The sequence below is a fragment of the Mesobacillus maritimus genome (genome assembly GCF_023715205.1).
GTDB lineage: Bacteria > Bacillota > Bacilli > Bacillales > Cytobacillaceae > Mesobacillus_B > Mesobacillus_B maritimus_C.
Window position 1 is genome coordinate 37,159 of record NZ_JAMBNR010000010.1, and the last position, 20,833, is coordinate 57,991.

The 20,833-nt window shown below is 39.2% G+C and carries 21 protein-coding genes; 19 read left to right on the forward strand and 2 right to left on the reverse strand.

What is annotated here, in order from left to right; genetic code table 11:
- Positions 1-64 precede the first annotated feature (64 nt).
- The 4 genes from M3182_RS15160 (at position 65) to M3182_RS15175 (ending at position 2,586) form a co-directional block, all read left to right on the forward strand.
- A complete protein-coding gene (locus M3182_RS15160; protein ID WP_251425652.1) occupies positions 65-589 on the forward strand; it encodes a YceD family protein in 525 nt (174 codons plus the stop codon).
- A 106-nt stretch (positions 590-695) separates the two neighbouring features.
- Positions 696-869, forward strand: coding sequence for a 50S ribosomal protein L32 (gene rpmF, locus M3182_RS15165; protein WP_046522242.1), 174 nt, complete (start codon positions 696-698; stop codon positions 867-869).
- Positions 870-1,069: 200 nt separating this feature from the next.
- Entirely contained in the window at positions 1,070-1,828 is a 759-nt protein-coding gene (locus tag M3182_RS15170; protein WP_251558850.1) for an enoyl-CoA hydratase/isomerase family protein, read from the forward strand.
- 203 nt (positions 1,829-2,031) lie between these two features.
- Positions 2,032-2,586 (forward strand): RsfA family transcriptional regulator, encoded by a 555-nt coding sequence (locus M3182_RS15175; protein WP_251425655.1) that lies wholly within the window; start codon positions 2,032-2,034, stop codon positions 2,584-2,586.
- A 51-nt stretch (positions 2,587-2,637) separates the two neighbouring features.
- On the opposite strand, the gene M3182_RS15180 is transcribed toward M3182_RS15175, so the two are convergent.
- Positions 2,638-3,114, reverse strand: a complete 477-nt coding sequence (locus M3182_RS15180; protein WP_251425657.1) for an N-acetyltransferase — start codon at positions 3,112-3,114, stop codon at positions 2,638-2,640.
- 145 nt (positions 3,115-3,259) lie between these two features.
- Positions 3,260-3,709: an Lrp/AsnC family transcriptional regulator gene (locus M3182_RS15185; RefSeq protein ID WP_251425659.1), complete on the reverse strand. Its 450-nt coding sequence runs from the start codon at positions 3,707-3,709 to the stop codon at positions 3,260-3,262.
- Positions 3,710-3,966: 257 nt separating this feature from the next.
- On the opposite strand from M3182_RS15185, the gene M3182_RS15190 reads away from it, so the two are divergent.
- From M3182_RS15190 to spoVE, 15 genes are all read left to right on the forward strand, one after another.
- Positions 3,967-4,542, forward strand: a complete 576-nt coding sequence (locus M3182_RS15190) for a chromate transporter (RefSeq protein WP_251558853.1) — start codon at positions 3,967-3,969, stop codon at positions 4,540-4,542.
- Positions 4,539-5,069: a chromate transporter gene (locus tag M3182_RS15195; protein ID WP_251558855.1), complete on the forward strand. Its 531-nt coding sequence runs from the start codon at positions 4,539-4,541 to the stop codon at positions 5,067-5,069. Before M3182_RS15190 ends, M3182_RS15195 begins: the two co-directional genes overlap by 4 nt.
- Positions 5,070-5,288: 219 nt before the next feature.
- A complete protein-coding gene (locus M3182_RS15200; protein WP_251558858.1) occupies positions 5,289-6,161 on the forward strand; it encodes a 2-dehydropantoate 2-reductase in 873 nt (290 codons plus the stop codon).
- A 14-nt stretch (positions 6,162-6,175) separates the two neighbouring features.
- Complete coding sequence (locus M3182_RS15205; protein WP_251558860.1) at positions 6,176-6,571, forward strand: DUF3397 domain-containing protein; 396 nt, start codon at positions 6,176-6,178, stop codon at positions 6,569-6,571.
- 106 nt (positions 6,572-6,677) lie between these two features.
- Positions 6,678-8,312, forward strand: a complete 1,635-nt coding sequence (gene bshC / locus M3182_RS15210; RefSeq protein ID WP_251425668.1) for a bacillithiol biosynthesis cysteine-adding enzyme BshC — start codon at positions 6,678-6,680, stop codon at positions 8,310-8,312.
- A gap of 175 nt (positions 8,313-8,487) precedes the next feature.
- Entirely contained in the window at positions 8,488-8,919 is a 432-nt protein-coding gene (mraZ, locus tag M3182_RS15215; protein ID WP_251426184.1) for a division/cell wall cluster transcriptional repressor MraZ, read from the forward strand.
- Positions 8,920-8,973: 54 nt separating this feature from the next.
- Positions 8,974-9,906, forward strand: a complete 933-nt coding sequence (gene rsmH, locus M3182_RS15220) for a 16S rRNA (cytosine(1402)-N(4))-methyltransferase RsmH (protein WP_251425670.1) — start codon at positions 8,974-8,976, stop codon at positions 9,904-9,906.
- Positions 9,907-9,960: 54 nt separating this feature from the next.
- On the forward strand, positions 9,961-10,332 hold the full coding sequence (gene ftsL, locus M3182_RS15225; RefSeq protein WP_251425673.1) for a cell division protein FtsL: 372 nt from the start codon (positions 9,961-9,963) through the stop codon (positions 10,330-10,332).
- On the forward strand, positions 10,329-12,593 hold the full coding sequence (locus tag M3182_RS15230) for a penicillin-binding protein (protein WP_251425674.1): 2,265 nt from the start codon (positions 10,329-10,331) through the stop codon (positions 12,591-12,593). Before ftsL ends, M3182_RS15230 begins: the two co-directional genes overlap by 4 nt.
- 122 nt (positions 12,594-12,715) lie before the next feature.
- Complete coding sequence (locus M3182_RS26205; RefSeq protein WP_285868332.1) at positions 12,716-12,844, forward strand: hypothetical protein; 129 nt, start codon at positions 12,716-12,718, stop codon at positions 12,842-12,844.
- A 211-nt stretch (positions 12,845-13,055) separates the two neighbouring features.
- Positions 13,056-14,993 (forward strand): stage V sporulation protein D, encoded by a 1,938-nt coding sequence (locus M3182_RS15235; RefSeq protein ID WP_251425676.1) that lies wholly within the window; start codon positions 13,056-13,058, stop codon positions 14,991-14,993.
- A gap of 305 nt (positions 14,994-15,298) precedes the next feature.
- Positions 15,299-16,768 carry a UDP-N-acetylmuramoyl-L-alanyl-D-glutamate--2,6-diaminopimelate ligase gene (locus M3182_RS15240; RefSeq protein WP_251425678.1) on the forward strand — a complete coding sequence of 490 codons (1,470 nt, stop codon included), beginning with the start codon at positions 15,299-15,301 and terminating at the stop codon, positions 16,766-16,768.
- A gap of 121 nt (positions 16,769-16,889) precedes the next feature.
- The gene (mraY, locus tag M3182_RS15245; RefSeq protein WP_251425680.1) at positions 16,890-17,864 is read left to right on the forward strand and encodes a phospho-N-acetylmuramoyl-pentapeptide-transferase; all 975 of its coding nucleotides are present in this window, start codon (positions 16,890-16,892) and stop codon (positions 17,862-17,864) included.
- Positions 17,865-19,217 carry a UDP-N-acetylmuramoyl-L-alanine--D-glutamate ligase gene (gene murD / locus M3182_RS15250; protein WP_251425682.1) on the forward strand — a complete coding sequence of 451 codons (1,353 nt, stop codon included), beginning with the start codon at positions 17,865-17,867 and terminating at the stop codon, positions 19,215-19,217.
- A 96-nt stretch (positions 19,218-19,313) separates the two neighbouring features.
- A complete protein-coding gene (spoVE, locus tag M3182_RS15255) occupies positions 19,314-20,414 on the forward strand; it encodes a stage V sporulation protein E (RefSeq protein WP_251425684.1) in 1,101 nt (366 codons plus the stop codon).
- The last annotated feature ends 419 nt before the right edge of the window (positions 20,415-20,833 follow it).

A 20,833-nucleotide genomic window follows, 5' to 3' on the forward strand; every position in this document is an offset into this window, starting at 1 on the left:
GAAAAAATATTGACAAATAGGTAAGCGAAAGCTATAATTACCTTTGTTGCCTTGGGGTGATTCTATGAAATGGACAATGAGTCAGTTACAAAAATATCGAAACAAGGACTTTTCGGTTGACGAATATGTCAAGGTGGATGAAATCAAAGAAGTTGAGAAATCCATTCGTGAAGTGTCGCCGATGCATATAAAGGGCCGGGTTGACATCAGTGCAACGAAAGTGACCTTTCATCTTCAGATTGAAGGACACTTAATCCTTCCTTGTTCTCGTACACTGGTTGATGTCAAGTATCCAGTAAATGTCGAAACAACTGAAACCTTTCTACTTGACCATCCTGAGTATGACTCAGATGAAGAAGTACATCAAGTACAAGGTGATGTCATCGATCTTATGCCTGTTATACAAGAAATCCTCTTGTTAGAGGTTCCAATGCAGGTATTTTGTGACGATGACCAAAGCAAGGATGGAGCTCCTCAGTCTGGAACGGACTGGGAAGTGATTAGCGAAGATAACAAACAGCAAAAAGTTGATCCAAGACTTGCTGATCTCGCGAAATTTTTTGAACAAGACGATTCGGGTAATGATTGAATCACTTGTTTAAAATTATGAAGCCCAGTTCGGACTGGCCTTCGTAACAATCCATAAAAGGGGTTTTTTGAAACTACCTTTAACTCTCTTTAAGGAGGTGGGAAGAATGGCTGTACCATTTAGAAGAACGTCTAAAACTGCAAAAAGAAAACGCCGTACTCATTTCAAACTACAAGTTCCAGGCATGGTTGCTTGCCCTAACTGCGGTGAAATGAAATTAGCTCACCGTGTTTGTAAAGAATGCGGAACATACAAAGGAAAAGAAGTCGTTAACGACTAATTCTTTTACGATAAAAACACAGGACTCAATCCTGTGTTTTTTTTTGCTTTCATTTTAGAAATCCTTCATGAACAATGATTTTTGCTTCAATTTTCAATTAAGGGCTCAAGTTTACTGATTTTCTAATGTTTTTAATAGGGATGTAGAGAAGAGATGTTGAATTGAAACTAGGAGTCGTATTTTTAGGAGGATGAGAAGAAATGGAACCTTACCGAATAACCAAGAATGCTGATGGTTTGTTGATTTATACAATCAACCGGCCAGAAAAGAGAAATGCTGTTAATGACGATATTATGACCGGGCTCGAGCAAGCAATATTAATGGCCAATGAACCAGATGTCAAAGCGTTAGTGATAACAGGGGAAGGGGAGAAGGCATTTTGCTCCGGAGGCGACCTATCGGTTTACCAACATTTAAAAACAGAAGCTGACGCTTTGCCAATGCTTTCACGGATGGCCAAAATAGTGAGTGAATTGTTATTATGCCCTAAACCAACTGTTGCTTTAATGAATGGAACTGCAATTGGTGGTGGATGCGAAATTGCCATTGCCTGTGATTTTCGACTAGGGCGAAAGGGAATAAAAGCAGGTTTCGTGCAAGGGAACTTAGCAATCACAACCGGCTGGGGAGGAGGAACAATTTTATTTGAAAAATTCTCTTCTTCAATAGCGTTACAAATGCTGGGAAAGGGGGAAGTTTACTCGACAAGTGAGTTAGAGAAATTAGGTTTTCTTGACAAAACCTACGAGGGTAATCCTATTGACCATTGTTATGCTTTTCTGGAGAAAATTCTAGAAAAAGAAACAGAGGTACTTGAGGCATATAAAGAAATGCTTCAGAGAAAATGGTTAGCTTCAGGTATAACCAATCGAATTGAGAGAGAGGCAGAGCGGTGTGCAGTCTTATGGGGAGGAGAGGTCCATAATCGTAAGGTTGATGAGTTCATACATAAATCATAAATAGCAATGGGTTGCCAATATTTCTTATATAAGTTGGGGAAGACCCTGTAGGATGATCGATTTAATTTGTGTTTTTCAAGGCAGCAATGATGTCTTGTGGAACGAGTTTTCGAGAAGGGAACTTCCCACAAAAAGTAAATGGTGTATTCTATCTTTCCTAGTAGATGCATATGAATGAATAAAAAACTAGGAGGGATATTCATATGCCTATTACTCGTCAGGATGCATGGACTGAAGATGAAGATTTAATGCTGGCTGAAACAGTATTGCGTCATATAAGAGAGGGAGGAACACAGTTAAAAGCTTTTGAAGAAGTGGGAAAAAAACTATCGCGTACCGGGGCTGCATGCGGGTTTAGATGGAACTCATATGTTCGCAAACAATACCAATCAGGAATTGAACTTGCTAAACGGCAGCGGAAAGAACTAAAAAAACAAGCTAAAAAGCTAGAAAATACCAATGAAGTGCCTAAACAAGTAGAAAGTGTAGAGGTTAGCAAGCAACCAGAAAAACTTACATTTTATGATGTCAAAAGTTATTTGCAAGCCCTCTATGAAAAAGCCGAAACTACAAGGACTCAAAAAGAAGAGATTTCAAGGTATGAATACCGTATAAAGGAACTCGAAGAAAAAATCATCCATCTGTCAAACCAGAATAAAAAGCTTAAAGAGGAAATAACCACAATCGAAGGGGACCATCGTGCTCTTGTAGAAATTATGGAGAGAGCTAGGAGAATGGTTGGTACTCGTGAAGCTTAGAAAATAGACCTAAAACAGCGCCTAGGTATGAACCTAGGCGCAAGTAGTTTCTTATGAGTGCAATTGTTCATGTACTCCTTCTGGATACCAAATAAACGGGTTTTCCCCTCGGTCACGTTCAACCTCGTAAGTTGCCGGAGTAAAGCTCATAGACGCCCAAAAATCGGACGAGTTGATTCGTCCATTTGTTTTAATTGGTAGACCGAATGATTTTGCAAAATCAACTAAGGTCTTCCCATATCCCTTTCCTTGATAATCAGGTAATACTTCAAGTTTCCAAAGCTCCAAGTAATCCTTAGGCGGGTCAAAATAACGATTAAATTGGGCGTCAATTTGATAGAGGCTCATCCTAGCAACGAGCCTGTCGCCAAAGTAAATCCCATAGAATGGGGATTCACTGTCATTGTCAATGATATTTGCCTCAAGATCTTCAAGCATGGATAATTCTTGTCTACCATACTGTTTGAACTTTTTAAATTCTTCCAGTGTCTTATAATTAATTTTTAGTCTTTCAACCTTAAATTTCACCGTTAATCCCCCCGTGTCGTTGTGCCAATCTGCTGTTTATTGATCTAGATTCAACAGCTTTGTATCTATATTTATTATATTATAAAAAGAGTAAAAATTCTGCGTTTCGAGAAAAGAAAACGTTTACCATTTTCTGTAGGGGAGGTTATAACTTTAGCCCTGTCCGGCTCTTAAATCTTCTCAATAAAATATGGCTTTCAACTCTTGTGATACCTTCAAGACTATATAACTCTTCGTTAATAAAGTTTTCCAATGCGATAAAGTCCTCGACTAGAACGTGCATATGTAAGGTGCTCGGTCCTGTCATCTGATAGCAACTTGCTACTCTAGGATTATTGGCTAAATTTTCAGCTACACTTACTAGAAAAGAGGGTTCGCAATCAACTTCGAAGAACGCAGATACGGCTTTCCCGACCTTTTCAGAATTAATTACAACAGAAAATTTTTCAATGACTCCTGATTGAATTAATTGATTGACCCGTTCCCTAATCGCAACTCTAGATAAATTTAACTCTTTTCCAATGTCAACATAGGACATTCTACCATTTTCGGAGAGCAATTCGAGGATTCGGTGATCGATTGCATCTAATTTCATTTTTTCCCCCATTCAACCTTTTGTACCTTATCTTACCTTACGTGAAAAGAACGAATCAATGAAAAGTTGTTTATGGTCATATATTTGTTGGATATTTCTGAAAATAGTATAGAATAATCAGAAAGTATGGATTATAATGGATTGGAATTTACGAAAAACAGAATTAAGGCTCATATGATTTCATAAAGAAAGAGAAAAGAGATCTATTTATATCTTTTTGGTTACTGATTAATTATTTAAGAAAAGGTGATGTAAGAATGAAGCAGGTTCAATTGTTTCTGGCTTTTCTTCGAGTGGGGCTATTGGGGTACGGTGGAGGGCCATCTTCCATTCCCCTTGTTCACAAGGAAGTGGTGGCAAAATACAAATGGATGAATGATGATGAATTTGCAGATGTGCTAGCTTTAGGGAATACTTTGCCAGGTCCTATTGCTACAAAAATGGCAGGGTATATTGGTTTTCGAGTGGCAGGAGTAGCTGGGATGATTAATGCTGTTTTTGCGAGCATCACTCCGACGATTTTGTTAATGATTGTACTCTTAACTTCATTATCCAATTTTAAAAATCTCGATTGGGTAAATGGCATGACGAAGGCGGTTGTTCCTGTTGTTGCAGTGATGTTAGCAACGCTGACCTGGGATTTCTTCAAAAAGTCAAAGGATTCTATTGGACTCAAGGCCGCTTCTCTCATTATTATTGCTAGTATTGTCCTACTAGAGTTTGTACACATGCATCCAGCTATCTTAATTGGTAGTTTATTAATTGTTGCGGTGTTAAGAAAAGACAAGAAAGAGACAGTAGAGAAATCGACAGACAGAGGAGTGGGGATGTGATTTATTGGCAAATATTTCTTGCATTTTTTATCCCTGGGATTATTGGCTATGGTGGAGGGCCAGCTTCTATTCCACTTGTTGAAAATGAAGTAGTGGATCGTTATGGATGGCTTACAGTTTCTGAATTCAGCGAAGTTTTAGCAATGGGAAACGCTCTTCCCGGTCCGATAGCGACGAAAATGGCAGGGTTTATTGGATTTCAGCAAGGAGGTATTCTAGGTGCGGTAATTGGCGTTTTTGCAACAGTTGCACCGTCCTTGCTCTTGATGGTGGTTCTTTTGGGTGTTTTATATCGTCATAAAGAGTCTCCTAAAGTTAAAAGGATGACCAATTATGTTCGACCTACAATCGCCGTTCTTTTAGGGGTTATGACCTTGAACTTTTTCATTACCTCCTATGAGGGGGTAGGCATTGGACAAACCGTTCTTTTAGTAATGGGGAGTTACGTTTTGCTTGAAAAGTTAAAGGTTCATCCGGCATTTGTGATTGTTGGTGCACTCGGTTATGGAGCTGTATTTCTTGGATAATGAGTAACGATGCAATTAATAGGCAGTTATTAATCTAAAGTATTTAAATAAAGCATACCAAGAAGCCGTTATTTGTGAACGGAGTAGGAAGAAGGCTTTGTTGAAAGAGGGGTTGGCTATTTTGTCAACTCTTTTTGTTTGAAAGCATTGAAAACATCCCCAAAAGAATTCCTCTTTCTGTTAAAATATAGCTAATATAACGAATTGGAGTTAAAAAAGATGCAAATTGGAATTATTGGAGCGGGGGCCATTGGGTTATTGTTCTCATTTTACTTAAGTAAAACCCATCGGGTAACCGTTTATACACGGACAGCAGACCAAGCGGAGTTAATTAACACAAACGGAATAGAATTAGTGACGGGTGAGAAAGTTGAAAATCAATTGGTACAGGCAAAGCCTTTTGAGGAATGGACAGGAGAGGAAGACCTAGCCATAGTTACTGTAAAACAATACCAACTACCTGCGTTGTTTTCAAAGTTTGATGGGACTAGCAGCCTTCTGTTTTTACAAAATGGTATGGGACATCTAAAATACCTCTCTAAAATAATTGCTCGAAACATCTTCGTAGGGACCGTTGAGCATGGTGCAACAAGGACTACTCAAAATACCGTTGCACATAATGGAAGAGGAATGACTAAATGTGCGGTGTTTCGGGGAGAGGCAACGGTTTTAAGAGAATTAGTTGATTCGACAACGGATGAGTTTTCAATGTCTCTCGAAAATGATTATCTGGAGATCCTCCAAGCGAAACTAATCGTTAATGCCATTATTAACCCGTTAACGGCGGCGTTTCAAGTTAACAATGGCAGCCTCGTAGATAATCCGTATTTCTATCGAATTGTGGAAAGCATGTTTCGTGAAGTCTCTGCGGTCTTAAACCTCCAGTTACCAGAAAGACAATTTGCAAATGTTGTTTCTGTTTGTGAGAATACAGCCTCAAATCGGTCCTCGATGTTAAAAGATCTTGAAGAAGGCAGGAAAACGGAAATTGATGCTATTTTAGGTTATTTGCTTGAAGAAGCTGAGAGCAATCAGGTCGAAGTTCCATTGATTCGCAATTATTATGATGTAATTAAAGGAAAAGAATTATGAAGGGAGGTCTCTGAATGGCAGGCTTCATCTCATTTATAATTGCAACGTTAGTGACTTTACCGTTGGTAGGCTACCTTCTAATGTTCATCTTCAGCAAACAAATCTCAAAGAATCATAAGCGTTCAGTCCAAAGAGCCATTGATTTCAGTACATTACTATTAATTATCTCCACACATTTTTTGGTTATGGTGATTTGGAATCAATCTTATTTATGGTTAATTCTGTTGGTTTTAATTGTATTGGCCATTCTATTTGTGCTCTTTCACTGGAAATTCCGGCAAGAAATTGAATACACCAGAGTATTTAAAGGTTATTGGCGAATGAACTTTTTACTATTTTCTTTAGTGTATGTTGTACTAATCCTCTTTGGTTTGGTACAGCGGATCCTAGTGGTGGTAGAGGTATTATAAAGTTACTTTTAGGTGATTTCTTCCAAACAAAGTCTTTTTCTTTTACAAACTAACAATGCTATACTACTTAGAGTGAAAACTGTTTATGAGAAAGGAAGACTTTAATATGGAGATTTTGAATCTCTCACTCCCAGCTACAAACCGTTTTGCTACGGGATATCTCAGCGGGAATGAAGAAATCCAGAGCTTCTTTCATTATAATTTTCAAAGTGCCTCAGACTATAACTCCCGGTTAGGGGAATTATCAGAACGGAAATTTTACAGGCAAGAGCTTGCGCAACATATTACTGATTTCATGTCTAGGTTTCCTACTTCAAGTCGAGTCGCGGAAAATATTGAAAAACTAAAGCTCGAGAATAGTGTGGCTGTTATAGGCGGGCAACAGGCTGGTCTCTTAACGGGTCCCTTGTACTCTGTACATAAAGTAATTTCAATTATTAAATTAGCAGAGCAAAAGGAACAAGAACTAGGGGTACCTGTTGTACCTGTCTTTTGGGTTGCAGGGGAAGATCATGATTACCAGGAAGTCAACCATGTTTATGTTCTGAATGAACGAAAACCTGAAAAAAAGGTTTATCCTGCTAAAAATCATCAGAAGATCATGATTACCGAAACGAAACTAGATAAGGACATGTGCTTATCTTGGGTTGAAGAGATAATTGAATCATACGGAGAGACAAATTACACAAATAACCTAAGGCAATTTACGCAAAAGGCTTTAGATGCTTCGACAACTTTTGTTGATTTCTTTGCAACCATAATTATGGAAATGTTTAAGGAACAGGGCTTATTAATCGTTGATTCTGGTAATCCGGAGCTTCGCAAGTTAGAAAAAGAATACTTTCTCCAACAAATTGAAAATTACGCAACGATTACGAAGCAAGTATTGTCGCAGCAACAAGTGACCGAAAAAGCTGGGTTTAAACAAGCGATTGAAATTGGCGAAAATGCAGCAAATTTATTTTATACAGATCCAGATACCGATGAACGGATTTTATTAGTATTTGATTCTGAAACGGGCCTATTCTCTGGTAAGAATGGCGGCGTTGGTTTCACGAAAGAGGAATTAGTGAATATTGCGACGGAATTTCCAGAAAGGCTCAGCAACAATGTGGTAACAAGGCCTCTGATGCAAGAATGGTTGTTTCCTACTCTTGCATTTATTGGAGGGCCAGGTGAAATTGCCTATTGGGCAGAGCTTAAACAAGTGTTTGAGCACTTTGGGATTAAAATGCCCCCACTTGTTCCAAGGTTAAATATCACGATTCTGGATCGCTCAATTGAGACAGACTTAGCTGAGCTAAATCTAGACCTTAAAGATGTACTAGAAGCGGGGACAAGTAAACATGAGTTGAAGTTTATTGATTCGTTAAAAGACCGTGAACTCGAAGAATTATTTACTGAAACGAAGAATTATCTTAAGTTACAGTACGAATCAATACGTGAAAAATCGGAGCAAGTAGATAAGACGTTAAGACCATTGGCTACAAAGAATGAGGAAATTCTATTGAAACAAATTGGTTTTATGGAACAAAAAGTTCATGAATCTGTTTGTCGTAAGCATGATGATATCTTAAGGAAGTTTTCTCGGATTGAAAATGCGCTTCGACCAAATGGTGTCCCGCAGGAAAGAATATGGAATCCATATTATTATCTAAATCGATATGGGATTGACTTTTTCTCTAATCTTTTGACACTACCTTTCACGTTTGACGGCTCTCATAAAGTAATTAAAGTTTAGACTCCTTAAATGGGGTCTTTTTTTTGTTGAAAAAGCAATGGATTTGTAGATGAAAAAATGGCTATAAAACTGCATGGAAAGCAGGATTCATGTAAGTGGTAGAGAATAATTAAAAATATGTGGAGGAAAGTGGGGGAATGTGGTACATTTGAGTAAGAAAGTGGGGGTAGTGGATATGTTCATGGGCGAATACCATCATAACATTGATACAAAAGGTCGCCTAATTGTCCCTGCTAAAATGCGGGAAGGTCTAGGTGAAATGTTTATTATCACCCGTGGACTCGACCAATGTTTGTTTGGTTATCCTCTTTCTGAATGGGCAATTATTGAAGAAAAACTAAAAGCCCTCCCACTAACTAAAAAAGATGCACGCGCATTTACCCGATTTTTCTTTTCAGGTGCTACCGAGAGTGAAATTGACAAACAAGGAAGAATCAATATCCCCTCTACTCTTCTTCAATACGCTAAACTGGAGAAAGAATGTGTCATTTTAGGCGTTTCCAATCGGATTGAAATATGGAGCAAAGCAATTTGGGAAGAATATTTCGTGCAATCAGAGGAATCTTTTGCTGAAATTGCGGAAAATATGATTGGGTTCGATATTTAAAGGTAATATTATGTTGATATATAATAGTGCCTGTTGATTGGAAAGGGGAATGACATGTTTAAACATACTACAGTTTTGTTAGAAGAAGCCGTTAATGGTCTAAATATAAAGCCAGATGGGATTTATGTGGATTGTACTCTCGGTGGTGCAGGGCATAGTGAGCTCATTTTGTCCAAGCTCTCTGAAAACGGGAAGCTATATGCATTTGATCAGGATGATATTGCGATTCAGAATGCCCAGAAAAAACTAGAAAGATTTGGTGATAAGTTAACCATCATCAAAAGCAATTTTCTTCATTTAAAGACAGAATTAGAAAAACGGGGAGTTTATAAGGTTGATGGGGTACTTTATGACCTTGGTGTTTCGTCACCACAGCTAGATAATCCAGAACGTGGTTTTAGCTATCATCATGATGCCCCATTAGATATGAGAATGGACCAAGATGCTGAAGTTTCTGCTTATGACGTTGTGAACAAATGGAGTTATGAGCAATTGGTAAAAATCTTTTTCCGGTACGGAGAAGAAAAATTTTCAAAGCAAGTTGCTAGAAAAATTGAGGCAGCTAGAGAAGTGAATCCAATTCAAACGACAGGAGCACTAGTTGAGCTGATAAAAGAAGCAATTCCAGCTCCAGCTAGAAGAACAGGAGGTCATCCTGCGAAACGGATTTTTCAAGCGATTCGAATAGCGGTAAATGACGAACTCCAAGTTTTTGAGGACTCTCTTGAACAAGCTTTGGACATCCTTAACCAGGGTGGACGAGCCAGCGTCATTACTTTCCATTCATTAGAGGACAGAATTTGTAAGGTAACTTTTAAAAAAGCTAGTGAAACCCCTCCGTTACCACCAGGTTTACCAGTTATTCCGGAGGAGTTTAAACCAACAGCGAAATTGATTACACGTAAGCCGATTCTACCTTCTGAGGAAGAACTAGAAGTCAATAACCGAGCGCGTTCCGCGAAGTTAAGAATTGCGGAGAAGCTGTAATTAAGGTTCTAACAAACGGAACAAAAACCAAATTTTAAAACGGGAGGAAATAGGATGAGCAATCTTGCTAAAAAAATACAGCAGGAAGAGCAGCAAAACTTGCAGCAGCAAACAACAATTACGCCAAAACCGGTTGCCCCGAAGAAACACACCTGGCTATCCCCTGGAGAAAAAGCTTTGATGTTTGCATTTGGTGTTTTGTTCTGCATTGGCGCAGCGTTTATCATCTCTAAACAATCCGATATTTACCATGTGAACAAAGAAATCCAGCTGGTTGAAAGCTCCATCCAAGATCAACAAAAGGTGAACGGGGATTTAGAAATGCAAATTGATGAGTTAAGCCGTTATGAGCGAATTAAAGAACAAGCGGAGAAGCTTGGCTTAACTTTAAATGAAAATAACGTTAAGGTTGTGCAGGGGCAATGAGCAAGAAGCAACCCAATATGAATGTAGGAGCAGCTGGATTGTTTTTTCTATTCAGCCTGCTCTTTTTTATCTTAATCTATAGATTTTTATCAATTCAAATTACGGGAGAAGCGCATGGTCAAGCTCTTGCGGCAAAAGCTCAGCAAAAATATTCAAATGAAACGGTAATTGAGGCAGTTCGGGGAACCATTTACGATCGAAATGAAGAAGTCATTGCTGAAGACGCAAGTGCCTATACGCTTGTAGCGATATTAGATGAAGAGATGACCTCAAATCCAAAAGAACCTAAGCATGTGGTAGATCCAGCGAAAACAGCTAGCATCCTTGCAAATTACATTGATATGGAAGAATCTGAAATATACGAACGGTTAACAAGGGAAGGCCTCTTCCAAGTTGAGTTTGGTCAGGCGGGGAGAGATATTTCTCATCAAATAAAAAGTGAAATTGAAAAAAAAGATTTACCGGGCATTATTTTTACAAAAAGTTCAAAACGGTTCTATCCAAATGGTGTTTTTTCTTCCCACCTTATTGGTTTTGTTGAGAAAAAAGAAAATGAAGACGGAAAAACCGAAACAATTGGTCAACTTGGTATTGAACAAAGTATGAATGATCTTTTGACTGGTAAAAATGGGTCGCTAAACATCAAAAGTGATTTATGGGGATTTTTACTACCAAATTCAGAAAAGCAGGTCACTCCTGCTGAAAATGGGAAAAATGTTTACTTAACCATTGATAAAAAAATTCAAACCTTCCTAGAAGATGCGATGAATCGTGTTGAAGAAGAATATGAACCTGAAAAAATCATGGCAATTGTTGCGGATCCTAAAACTGGTGAGATCTTAGCTATGGGTCAAAGGCCAACTTTTCACCCGCAAACAAGAGAAGGAATTGACAAGACTTGGCATAATGAAATCATCGAGACAACGATTGAACCAGGGTCAACGATGAAAATATTTACTTTAGCAGCTGCTGTGGAAGAAGGGGTATTTAACCCAAATGAAACCTTCGAATCAGGCTCTTATCGTGTCACACCAAAATCTGTACCGATCCGTGATCATAACTGGGGAAGAGGTTGGGGAACCATTAGTTACTTAGAAGGGATACAGCGTTCTTCTAATGTAGCGGTGGCAAAACTAGTGAATGAAAAAATAGGGACCGATACCTTTAGAAACTATTTAACTTCCTTTGGATTTGATCAACCAACTGGCATCGATTTACCAAACGAAGTGACAGGCAAAGTACAATACGAATGGCCAATTGAAAAGATTACAACATCATTTGGACAAGGAACAACGATGACCCCAATCCAGCTTGTGCAAGCAGCTACAGCAATTGCGAACGACGGGAAAATGATGAAACCGCAGATTATCGATAAAATTGTAGATTCTGATTCTGGGGAAGTCGTAAAACAAGTGAAGCCAGAAATCGTAGGAACACCAATATCGCCAGAAACGGCAAAAGAAGTTCGTGATATTTTAGAATCAACTGTAACCAATGAAGATCATGGAACAGCTACTAGTTATCAAATCGAAGGCTATGATGTTTCCGGGAAAACAGGGACAGCACAACTTCCAGGCGATGATGGAAAATATTTGACTGGACGCGAAAACTTCTTGTTCTCATTCTTGGGAATGGCTCCAACAGAGGATCCAGAACTAATTGTATATGTAGCAGTTCAACAGCCAAAGATTGATGAAAGTACAAGTGGAGCAACACCTGTATCGGAGATTTTTAATCCTGTAATGAAGAGTAGTCTTCAATATTTAAATATCCAACCGACTGTAACCGAAAAAGTAGCGAAGGGTGAAATTCCGGATGTCACGGGGACGCCGACTTCTAAAGCTGTTAGTATGTTAGAAAAAGAGGGATTAACCCCTGTAGTGCTTGGTGATGGGAAAGAGATTGAGACTCAATTACCAGTAGCTGGAGCGGATACTTTAGAAGGAGAACGCGTGCTATTAAAAACTTCTGGAAAAGAAATCATCGCGCCTGACATGACGGATTGGTCATTAAGGGACGCAATGAAATTTGCAAAAATTGCTGAGGTTAAGTTGAACAAGGCAGGAAGTGGCTACGTTAGCAAACAAAGTATTAAACCAGGAACAAAGGTGAAAAAGGGTGAATACTTAATTGTTGAACTCACTACACCACTTCAAAGATTGGAAGAGGAGACAAAGGAAAAAGATAGTGAAGATGGCTCAAATGAAGAGTCTTCGGCAGAAGAAACCAATAGTGAAGCAGAGGAAGTCCTTGGTGACTAGTCCTCTGCTTTTTTTGTTTTGTTTTGGATTGAAAGACAGAAGCTATCGTGCCCGAAAAACAGGTGGAGAGGTGAAAAAGGGGACGATGGAAAGTCTATCGTGCCCGAAAAGCAGGAAGAGAAGTGAAAAAGGAACGGTGGAAAATCTATCGTGCCCGAAAAACAGGAGGAGAGGTGAAAAAGGGAACGATGGAAATCTTTCGTATCCGAAAACCTGATGGAGAGGCTGAAAAAAGAGCGATAGATATTTAGGTTACACATGGCCCAGGTAGACTTTCTCTAGTCACCAAGACAATCCGTCTTCAATCAGTGCGCTAGCGTTTTTATATCATTCTGCTTCGGCGGTTTTGTGGTTATATTGGTTTTGGTACAAGCATATATTTGAACGAGCAATGCTTATAGAGGAATTTTCGTGTTTGATTGGAATAGGTGCTCTAGCGGTTAGAAGGAGGTAGTACAATGTATGCGAGTTTCAAATGTTACGGTTAGGAAGAGATTGGCTTATACACTTTTAATTGGTCTTCTTGTCTTTTTAGTTATTGACGTCAGGCTTGGGTATGTTCAGTTTATTCTGGGAGACTGGTTAACGGAGAAAGCCAAAAGTTCGTGGAGCCGGAATATACCGTTTGAACCAAAACGAGGAGAGATTGTCGACCGAAATGGTGTTGCACTCGCGACGAATATTAGTGCTCCTACAGTTTGGGTGGTGCCAAGACAAATTGAAAACCCTGACGAGACGGCAAAAAAATTGGCCGCTGTATTAAATGTTGAAGTGAAAAAAATCTATGATTATATCACTAAGGGAGAATCAATCGTAAGAATTAAAGAAGCAAGGAAAATCTCCCATGAAAAAGCAAAAGAAGTTAGAGCGCTCGATTTAAAAGGGATTTATATAGGAGAAGATTCAAAGCGTCATTATCCGTTTGGTGATTATTTATCTCATGTTCTTGGTTTCGCTGGAGTGGACAATCAAGGGCTAATGGGCCTTGAATTATATTATGATGAAGAATTAAAAGGAGAACAAGGTTCGGTTCAATTCTACGCAAATGCTAAAGGGCAGAGAATGGATGATATGGCGGATGATTATGAACCGCCAAAAGATGGATTAGATCTAAAGTTAACGATTGATAGTAAAGTTCAGACTATCGTAGAACGTGAATTAGATAATGCAGAGGCAAAGTATAACCCTGATGGAATCATCGCGATTGCTATGGATCCCGATAACGGTGAAATCCTGGCGATGTCGAGCAGGCCAAATTTCGATCCAGCAGACTTCCAATCTGTGCCTCCGGACGTTTATAATCGAAACTTACCGATTTGGAGTACGTATGAACCAGGTTCTACTTTTAAGATTATTACATTAGCTGCAGCTCTCGAGGAAGGGAAAGTAGACTTGAAGAAAGACAATTTTCATGATCCTGGACATATTGAGGTTGCGGGTACAAGGATTCACTGTTGGAAATCAGGAGGACATGGAAGTCAGAGTTTTCTCGAGGTTGTTCAAAACTCTTGTAACCCAGGTTTTGTTGAGTTAGGGGAAAGATTAGGAAAAGAAAAATTATTTAAATATGTACATGATTTTGGATTTGGGAAAAAAACGGGAATCGACTTACAAGGGGAATCTTCTGGAATTTTATTTAATATTGATCGTGTAGGGCCGCTTGAGCAAGCAACAACTGCTTTTGGTCAAGGGGTTTCGGTTACACCGATTCAACAAGTTGCCGCTGTTTCCGCAGCTGTAAATGGAGGAACCTTATACACTCCTTACATCGCGAAAGAACTTGTTGACTCGACAACGGGAGAAGTCGTGATGAAGAAATCACCAGTAGCTAAAAGAAGAGTCATATCTGAAGAGACTTCAAAAGAAATTAGATTTGCACTAGAGACTGTTGTTGCTCAAGGTTCAGGTAAAGGGGCCTTTGTTGACTCTTACCGTGTAGGTGGAAAAACGGGTACTGCCCAAAAGGCCCAAGGCGGACGCTATCTAGAGAATAACTATATCGTTTCTTTTATTGGCTTTGCTCCAGCTGATGACCCTGAAATTGTTGTTTATGTTGCTGTTGACAATCCGAAGGGAACCGTTCAATTTGGAGGGGTTGTTGCAGCGCCAATTGTAGGGAAAATTATGGAAGATAGTCTACATGCATTAGAAGTAAAACCTCGAAAAGAGCAAGTTGAAAAGGAGCTAACTTGGTTAGATACACCTCTCATCGAAGTGCCAGATTTGGTTGGTAAGTCTAAGAAAGAAATTCAACAAATGCTGTTGAATTTAAAAATTGATACTAGCGGTGCAGGAGATGAGGTTGTAAAACAATCACCATCGGCTGGTACTAAGGTAAAAGAAGGATCCACGATAAGGATTTATTTGGACGAGAGTAAAAAGAAAAAGGACAAGGAATAAAAACATAACAACACAGAACCATTTAGAAACGGGATCTTTGGGCGGCGAACTAGAAAGTAAATTCGCCGCCTAATTTTTGTTTTATATGAAGTTTCTGTCATATTAAATTAACCTGTACTTTTCATGACATGATAGCTAAATTCCGCTTAATCATGTAAAATAAAGTGATACTTCTAACGGTCAAACATATGGCTGTTTTGAAGGGAACATTTGAACTGACCAAAAGGGAAGGTTTCAAAGTATCAGAAAGGGAATTCGGTACTTTAGAAATATCCATGCTTGTTTGAGAGGATTTGATTATTGTTATGAAACTACATAAGTTACTTGAATCATTAGGGCCTTTTGTAGATGCTCAAGGGGAGAACCCTGACATTACTTCGATTGAAAATGACAATCGGAAGGTAGAACAAGGGAGCTTATTTATTTGTATAAAAGGCTATACGGTAGATGGGCATGATTTCGCAAAATCTGCAGTTGAAAATGGGGCAGTAGCGGTTCTTGCAGAGAGAGAGTTAAATTTAAATGTACCTGTTATTGTGGTTAAAAATACCCATCGTTCAATGGCGGTCTTAGCTGATGCTTTTTATGAACACCCGAGCCATCAATTACACATGATTGGGATCACAGGGACAAATGGGAAAACAACTACCAGTCATTTAATCGAGAAAATTTTTGCTGACTCTGGTCAAAAAACTGGACTAATCGGTACGATGTATACCAAAATTGCTGAGAAAAAATATGAAGTTAAAAACACAACTCCGGAAAGTTTAACTTTGCAAAAGACATTAAAACAGATGGTTGATGAACAAGTTGAAACGGCTGTGATGGAAGTGTCTTCCCATGCTTTAGATTACGGAAGAGTTCATGGGACTGATTATGATGTGGCGGTTTTTACGAACCTATCACAGGACCATCTTGACTACCATAAAACAATGGAAGAGTATAAAAAAGCTAAGGGGCTTCTTTTTGCTCAATTAGGAAATCGATACAATCATAAGAAACCGAAATATGCAGTCTTAAATGCAGATGATCCAACAAGTGCTGAGTACGAGCGGAGCACCGCTGCGTTAGTCATGACATATGGGATAGATCAGCCCGCAGACCTTCAAGCTAAAAACGTCAGGATGTCGGCAAGTGGTACATCTTTTGAACTTCACAGTCCAGTCGGAACTCACCAAGTGAATATTCAGTTGATTGGAAAGTTCAGTGTATACAATGTACTTGCAAGTATTGGGGCCGCGCTTGTTTCAGGTTTATCAATACAAGATATTATTGCATCTGTTGAGAGCGTAAAAGGAGTTGCTGGGCGTTTTGAACCAGTAGATGCAGAGCAAGACTTTTCTGTCATTGTGGATTATGCACATACCCCAGACAGCCTAGAGAATGTGTTGAAGACTGTTCGTCAGTTTGCTGAAAAACGGATCTTTGTCGTTGTCGGTTGTGGTGGCGATCGAGACCGTACGAAACGACCACTTATGGCAAAAATCGCTTGTGAATATGCAACTGATGCCATTTTCACTTCAGATAACCCGCGGAGTGAGGACCCTGAACGCATCTTAGAAGATATGGAAGAGGGCGTGAAAGGTCTGGCATATACAAAAATAACGGATCGCGAAGTCGCGATTCAGTATGCAGTGTCAGAAGCTAAAACTGGCGATGTGATCTTGATTGCTGGGAAAGGTCATGAAACTTATCAAATAATTGGAACGCAAATTTTTGATTTTGATGATCGAGAAATTGCAAGAAAAGCTATAAAGCAGAGAAAGGAACAATAGAATAAAGTGATGGACAAAAAAAGAATCGAAAGCATGAAAAAGAACAAAAGAAACTTTCAAACTTCACTAAACCAATTTGGTTTGGTACGAATGAGCAACCAAGAAGGAAGGGGGGAATAAAATGCTGGAGCAAGTCATTTTCTTTACAATTATTTCAAGTTTCTTAATAACGGTCATTCTTTCTCCAGTTTTTATTCCATTCTTGCGCAGATTGAAGTTCGGGCAAAGTATTCGTGAGGAAGGACCAAAATCTCACCAGAAAAAAACAGGCACCCCTACAATGGGCGGGCTAATGATTTTGCTATCGATCGTTGTGACAACCATTGTCATGACACAAAAGTTTTCGGGGCTTAGTGTAGAAACCTTTTTATTATTATTTGTGACTTTAGGGTTTGGGTTATTAGGATTTCTTGATGACTTTATTAAAGTGGTAATGAAACGAAACCTAGGCTTAACATCCAAACAAAAATTACTAGGACAAATCATCATTTCTGTTATTTTTTATATCATTTTCCAGCGTAGTGAATTTTCCACAGTAATCAGCATTCCATTAACGGATCTATCCTTTGATTTGGGCTGGGGTTATGTATTATTTATTATCTTCTGGATGGTTGGTTTTTCAAATGCTGTTAACCTTACAGATGGACTTGATGGTCTAGTATCCGGTACTGCTGCTATTGCTTTTGGAGCATTTGCTGTGCTCGCTTGGAATCAATCACTATTTGAAGTTTCCATTTTTTCTGTGGCCGTGGTAGGAGCAGTGCTAGGTTTCCTTGTTTTTAATGCACATCCTGCTAAGGTCTTCATGGGAGATACCGGATCGCTTGCGCTTGGTGGAGCAATTGCAACTGTGGCCATATTAACCAAGTTAGAGTTTTTACTGCTCATCATTGGGGGAGTATTTGTAATTGAGACTTTATCTGTTATTCTCCAAGTTCTTTCTTTTAAAACGACTGGTAAACGAATCTTTAGAATGAGTCCTCTTCACCATCATTATGAACTCATTGGTTGGTCAGAATGGCGTGTTGTTGTTACTTTTTGGACTGTAGGCTTATTATTTGCCATTATTGGAATCTATATTGAGGTGTGGGTATAAGTGAAACAGGTTACAGCTTACAAACATAAAAAAATCCTTGTCCTTGGGCTAGCAAAAAGTGGAGTCAGTGCAGCTGCATTGCTACATAAGCTGGGGGCTTTTGTAACGGTAAATGATAATAAGCCATTATCAGAAAATCCTGAGGCACAGGGGCTGCTCGCACAGGGCATTAAGGTTGTTTGCGGTGGTCATCCTGTGGAACTTATGGATGAAGGGTTTGAGTTGGTCGTTAAAAATCCAGGGATTCCATACCATAACCCTATGATTGAAAAGGCATTAGAGAAAAACATTCCAGTCATTACAGAAGTGGAGCTTGCGTTCCAAATTTCTGAAGCGCCATTTATTGGGATAACAGGTACAAATGGAAAAACAACTACAACGACGCTCATTCATGAAATGTTAAAGGTAGGAGAGAAGAAGCCTCTGATTGCTGGGAATATTGGTACAGTTGCATCAGGTGTTGCTCAAGAGGCCACAAGTGAGGACCATATTGTCATTGAATTATCGTCTTTTCAATTAATGGGAATTGATTCTTTCCGACCTAAAATATCGGTTATAACAAACCTTTATCAAGCACATCTTGATTATCATGGGACATTATCGGAATACCATCAAGCAAAAGCGAGAATTACTGAAAACCAACAAGAAGATGACTATTTCATTTGTAATGCCGATCAAGCAGAAGTGATGGAAATCGCTCGGCGCTCAAAAGCACAAATTGTGCCTTTCTCTACGAAAAAAGTACTTGGATCGGGAGCTTATGTTGAAGGTCAGTGGGTGATTTTCAATGGAGAGAAAATTATTAAGGTAGAAGATATTGCTTTACCGGGTGAACATAATTTAGAGAACATTTTATCCGCTGTAGCAGCAGCTAAGCTTGCAGAAGTAAACACAGATGCAATTGTCCAGGTGTTAAAGACATTTACAGGGGTTCGCCACCGTTTACAGTTTGTTGGAGAAGTGTCAGAACGAAAATTTTATAACGACTCAAAAGCTACGAATATTCTAGCTACACAAAAGGCTTTGTCTGCGTTTAAAGCCCCCGTCATTCTTCTCGCTGGAGGTCTTGATCGGGGCAATGGTTTTGATGAGCTCGCTCCTTCACTAGATGGGGTCAAAGCGTTGATAACCTTTGGTCAAACTGCTGAAAAGATAGCGAAAGTAGGTAAAAAGGCAGGGATAAAAACGATTGTTCACGTCGATAATGTTGAAAAAGCTGTACCAGAAGCGTTCAACTTTTCTGATGCTGGCGATGTGATTTTGCTTTCCCCTGCATGTGCAAGTTGGGACCAATATAAAACTTTTGAGGTCAGGGGAGACATGTTCATCGAAGCTGTGCATAAGCTTAAATAGGGCTTGTCTTTGATTCTACTTCATTACCCGCTTCTAGCGCTGGATAGATTTGCAAGCATCGTACAGGCCCAAATCTAAACAGCCGAGGTGTTTCAGTTGCCAACGAAAAAAACAACCCCCGACTTTATTTTATTAATCGTTACTTTTGCACTTCTTGCTGTAGGGATGACAATGGTCTACAGTGCGAGTGCCATATGGGCAGAGTATAAATTTGACGATTCCTTCTTTTTCGCAAAACGGCAGATGTTATTTGCTGTAGTTGGAATTATCGCGATGTTTTTTATCATGAATGTTGATTACTGGACATGGAGAACATGGGCAAAGGTTCTTGTCATTGTCTGTTTTGTTTTGCTAGTCCTAGTCTTAATTCCTGGGGTAGGAAACGTTCGGAATGGCTCGAGAAGCTGGATTGGGGTTGGAGCTTTCTCTGTGCAACCTTCCGAGTTTATGAAGTTAGCCATGATTGCTTTTTTGGCGAAGTTTTTATCTGAAAAACAGAAACTCATTACTTCGTTTAAATCTGGGCTGCTTCCTTCTTTAGGACTCGTTTTTACTGCTTTTGCCCTTATTATGCTTCAACCTGACTTAGGTACGGGGACCGTTATGGTTGGGACATGTGTTGTAATGATTTTTATTTCTGGAGCAAGAATTAGCCATTTCGTTTATTTAGGATTACTTGGGGTTGCGGGTTTTGTTGGGTTAATTGCTTCAGCTCCCTACCGAATGGATCGGATTACTTCATTTTTAGACCCATGGAAAGACCCATTAGGCACCGGCTTTCAAATGATTCAATCTTTGTATGCGATTGGCCCTGGCGGTTTATTTGGGCTAGGACTAGGTGAAAGTAGACAAAAGTTTTTCTACTTGCCAGAGCCTCAGACCGATTTTATCTTTGCCATCATTGCTGAAGAATTAGGGTTTATTGGAGGAACCTTTGTGTTACTTTTATTCTCGCTTCTTCTCTGGAGAGGAATTCGGGTTGCACTAGGGGCTCCAGATTTGTACGGTAGTCTATTGGCAACCGGCATCATTGCAATGATCGCCATCCAAGTGATGATTAATATCGGTGTAGTTACTGGGTTAATGCCTGTAACGGGTATCACCTTGCCGTTTTTAAGTTATGGTGGTTCTTCGTTAACTTTAATGTTGATGGCAGTAGGGGTCCTATTAAACATAAGTCGGTATTCTAGATATTGATTGTTCAACCCTGTGTTACAGGGTTCTTTTTAGCTAAGAGGAGAGCGTAAATGGTTGTTGATCCATTTCGACCAAGATGTGTCAAAAGCTCCTCCTGTGAACTGTAGAAAAAAATCAGGCTTTGTGCGACTATGCCTCTATTATTGCCTAAAGGGCTCGCCAATTGGCGAGTTTTCTTTATTCAAGGCTCTTTTCTTACACTTGCTTTTGAAGGAAAAATACGATTGCATGAGCGAAGTACAACTGAAAAATTGTTACTTATGAGAAATGAGCGTGCAAACTTAATTTTTTACTTCCTATTAGGGCTTGTATTGCGTTAAAATCGGCTTTAGGATTTTAAAAACATCTTTAACGAAACAGCCTTATTCAAATAGGTGTCTTTGGACATCGATATTCGAAGTGCCGTGTGAATGTTTGGA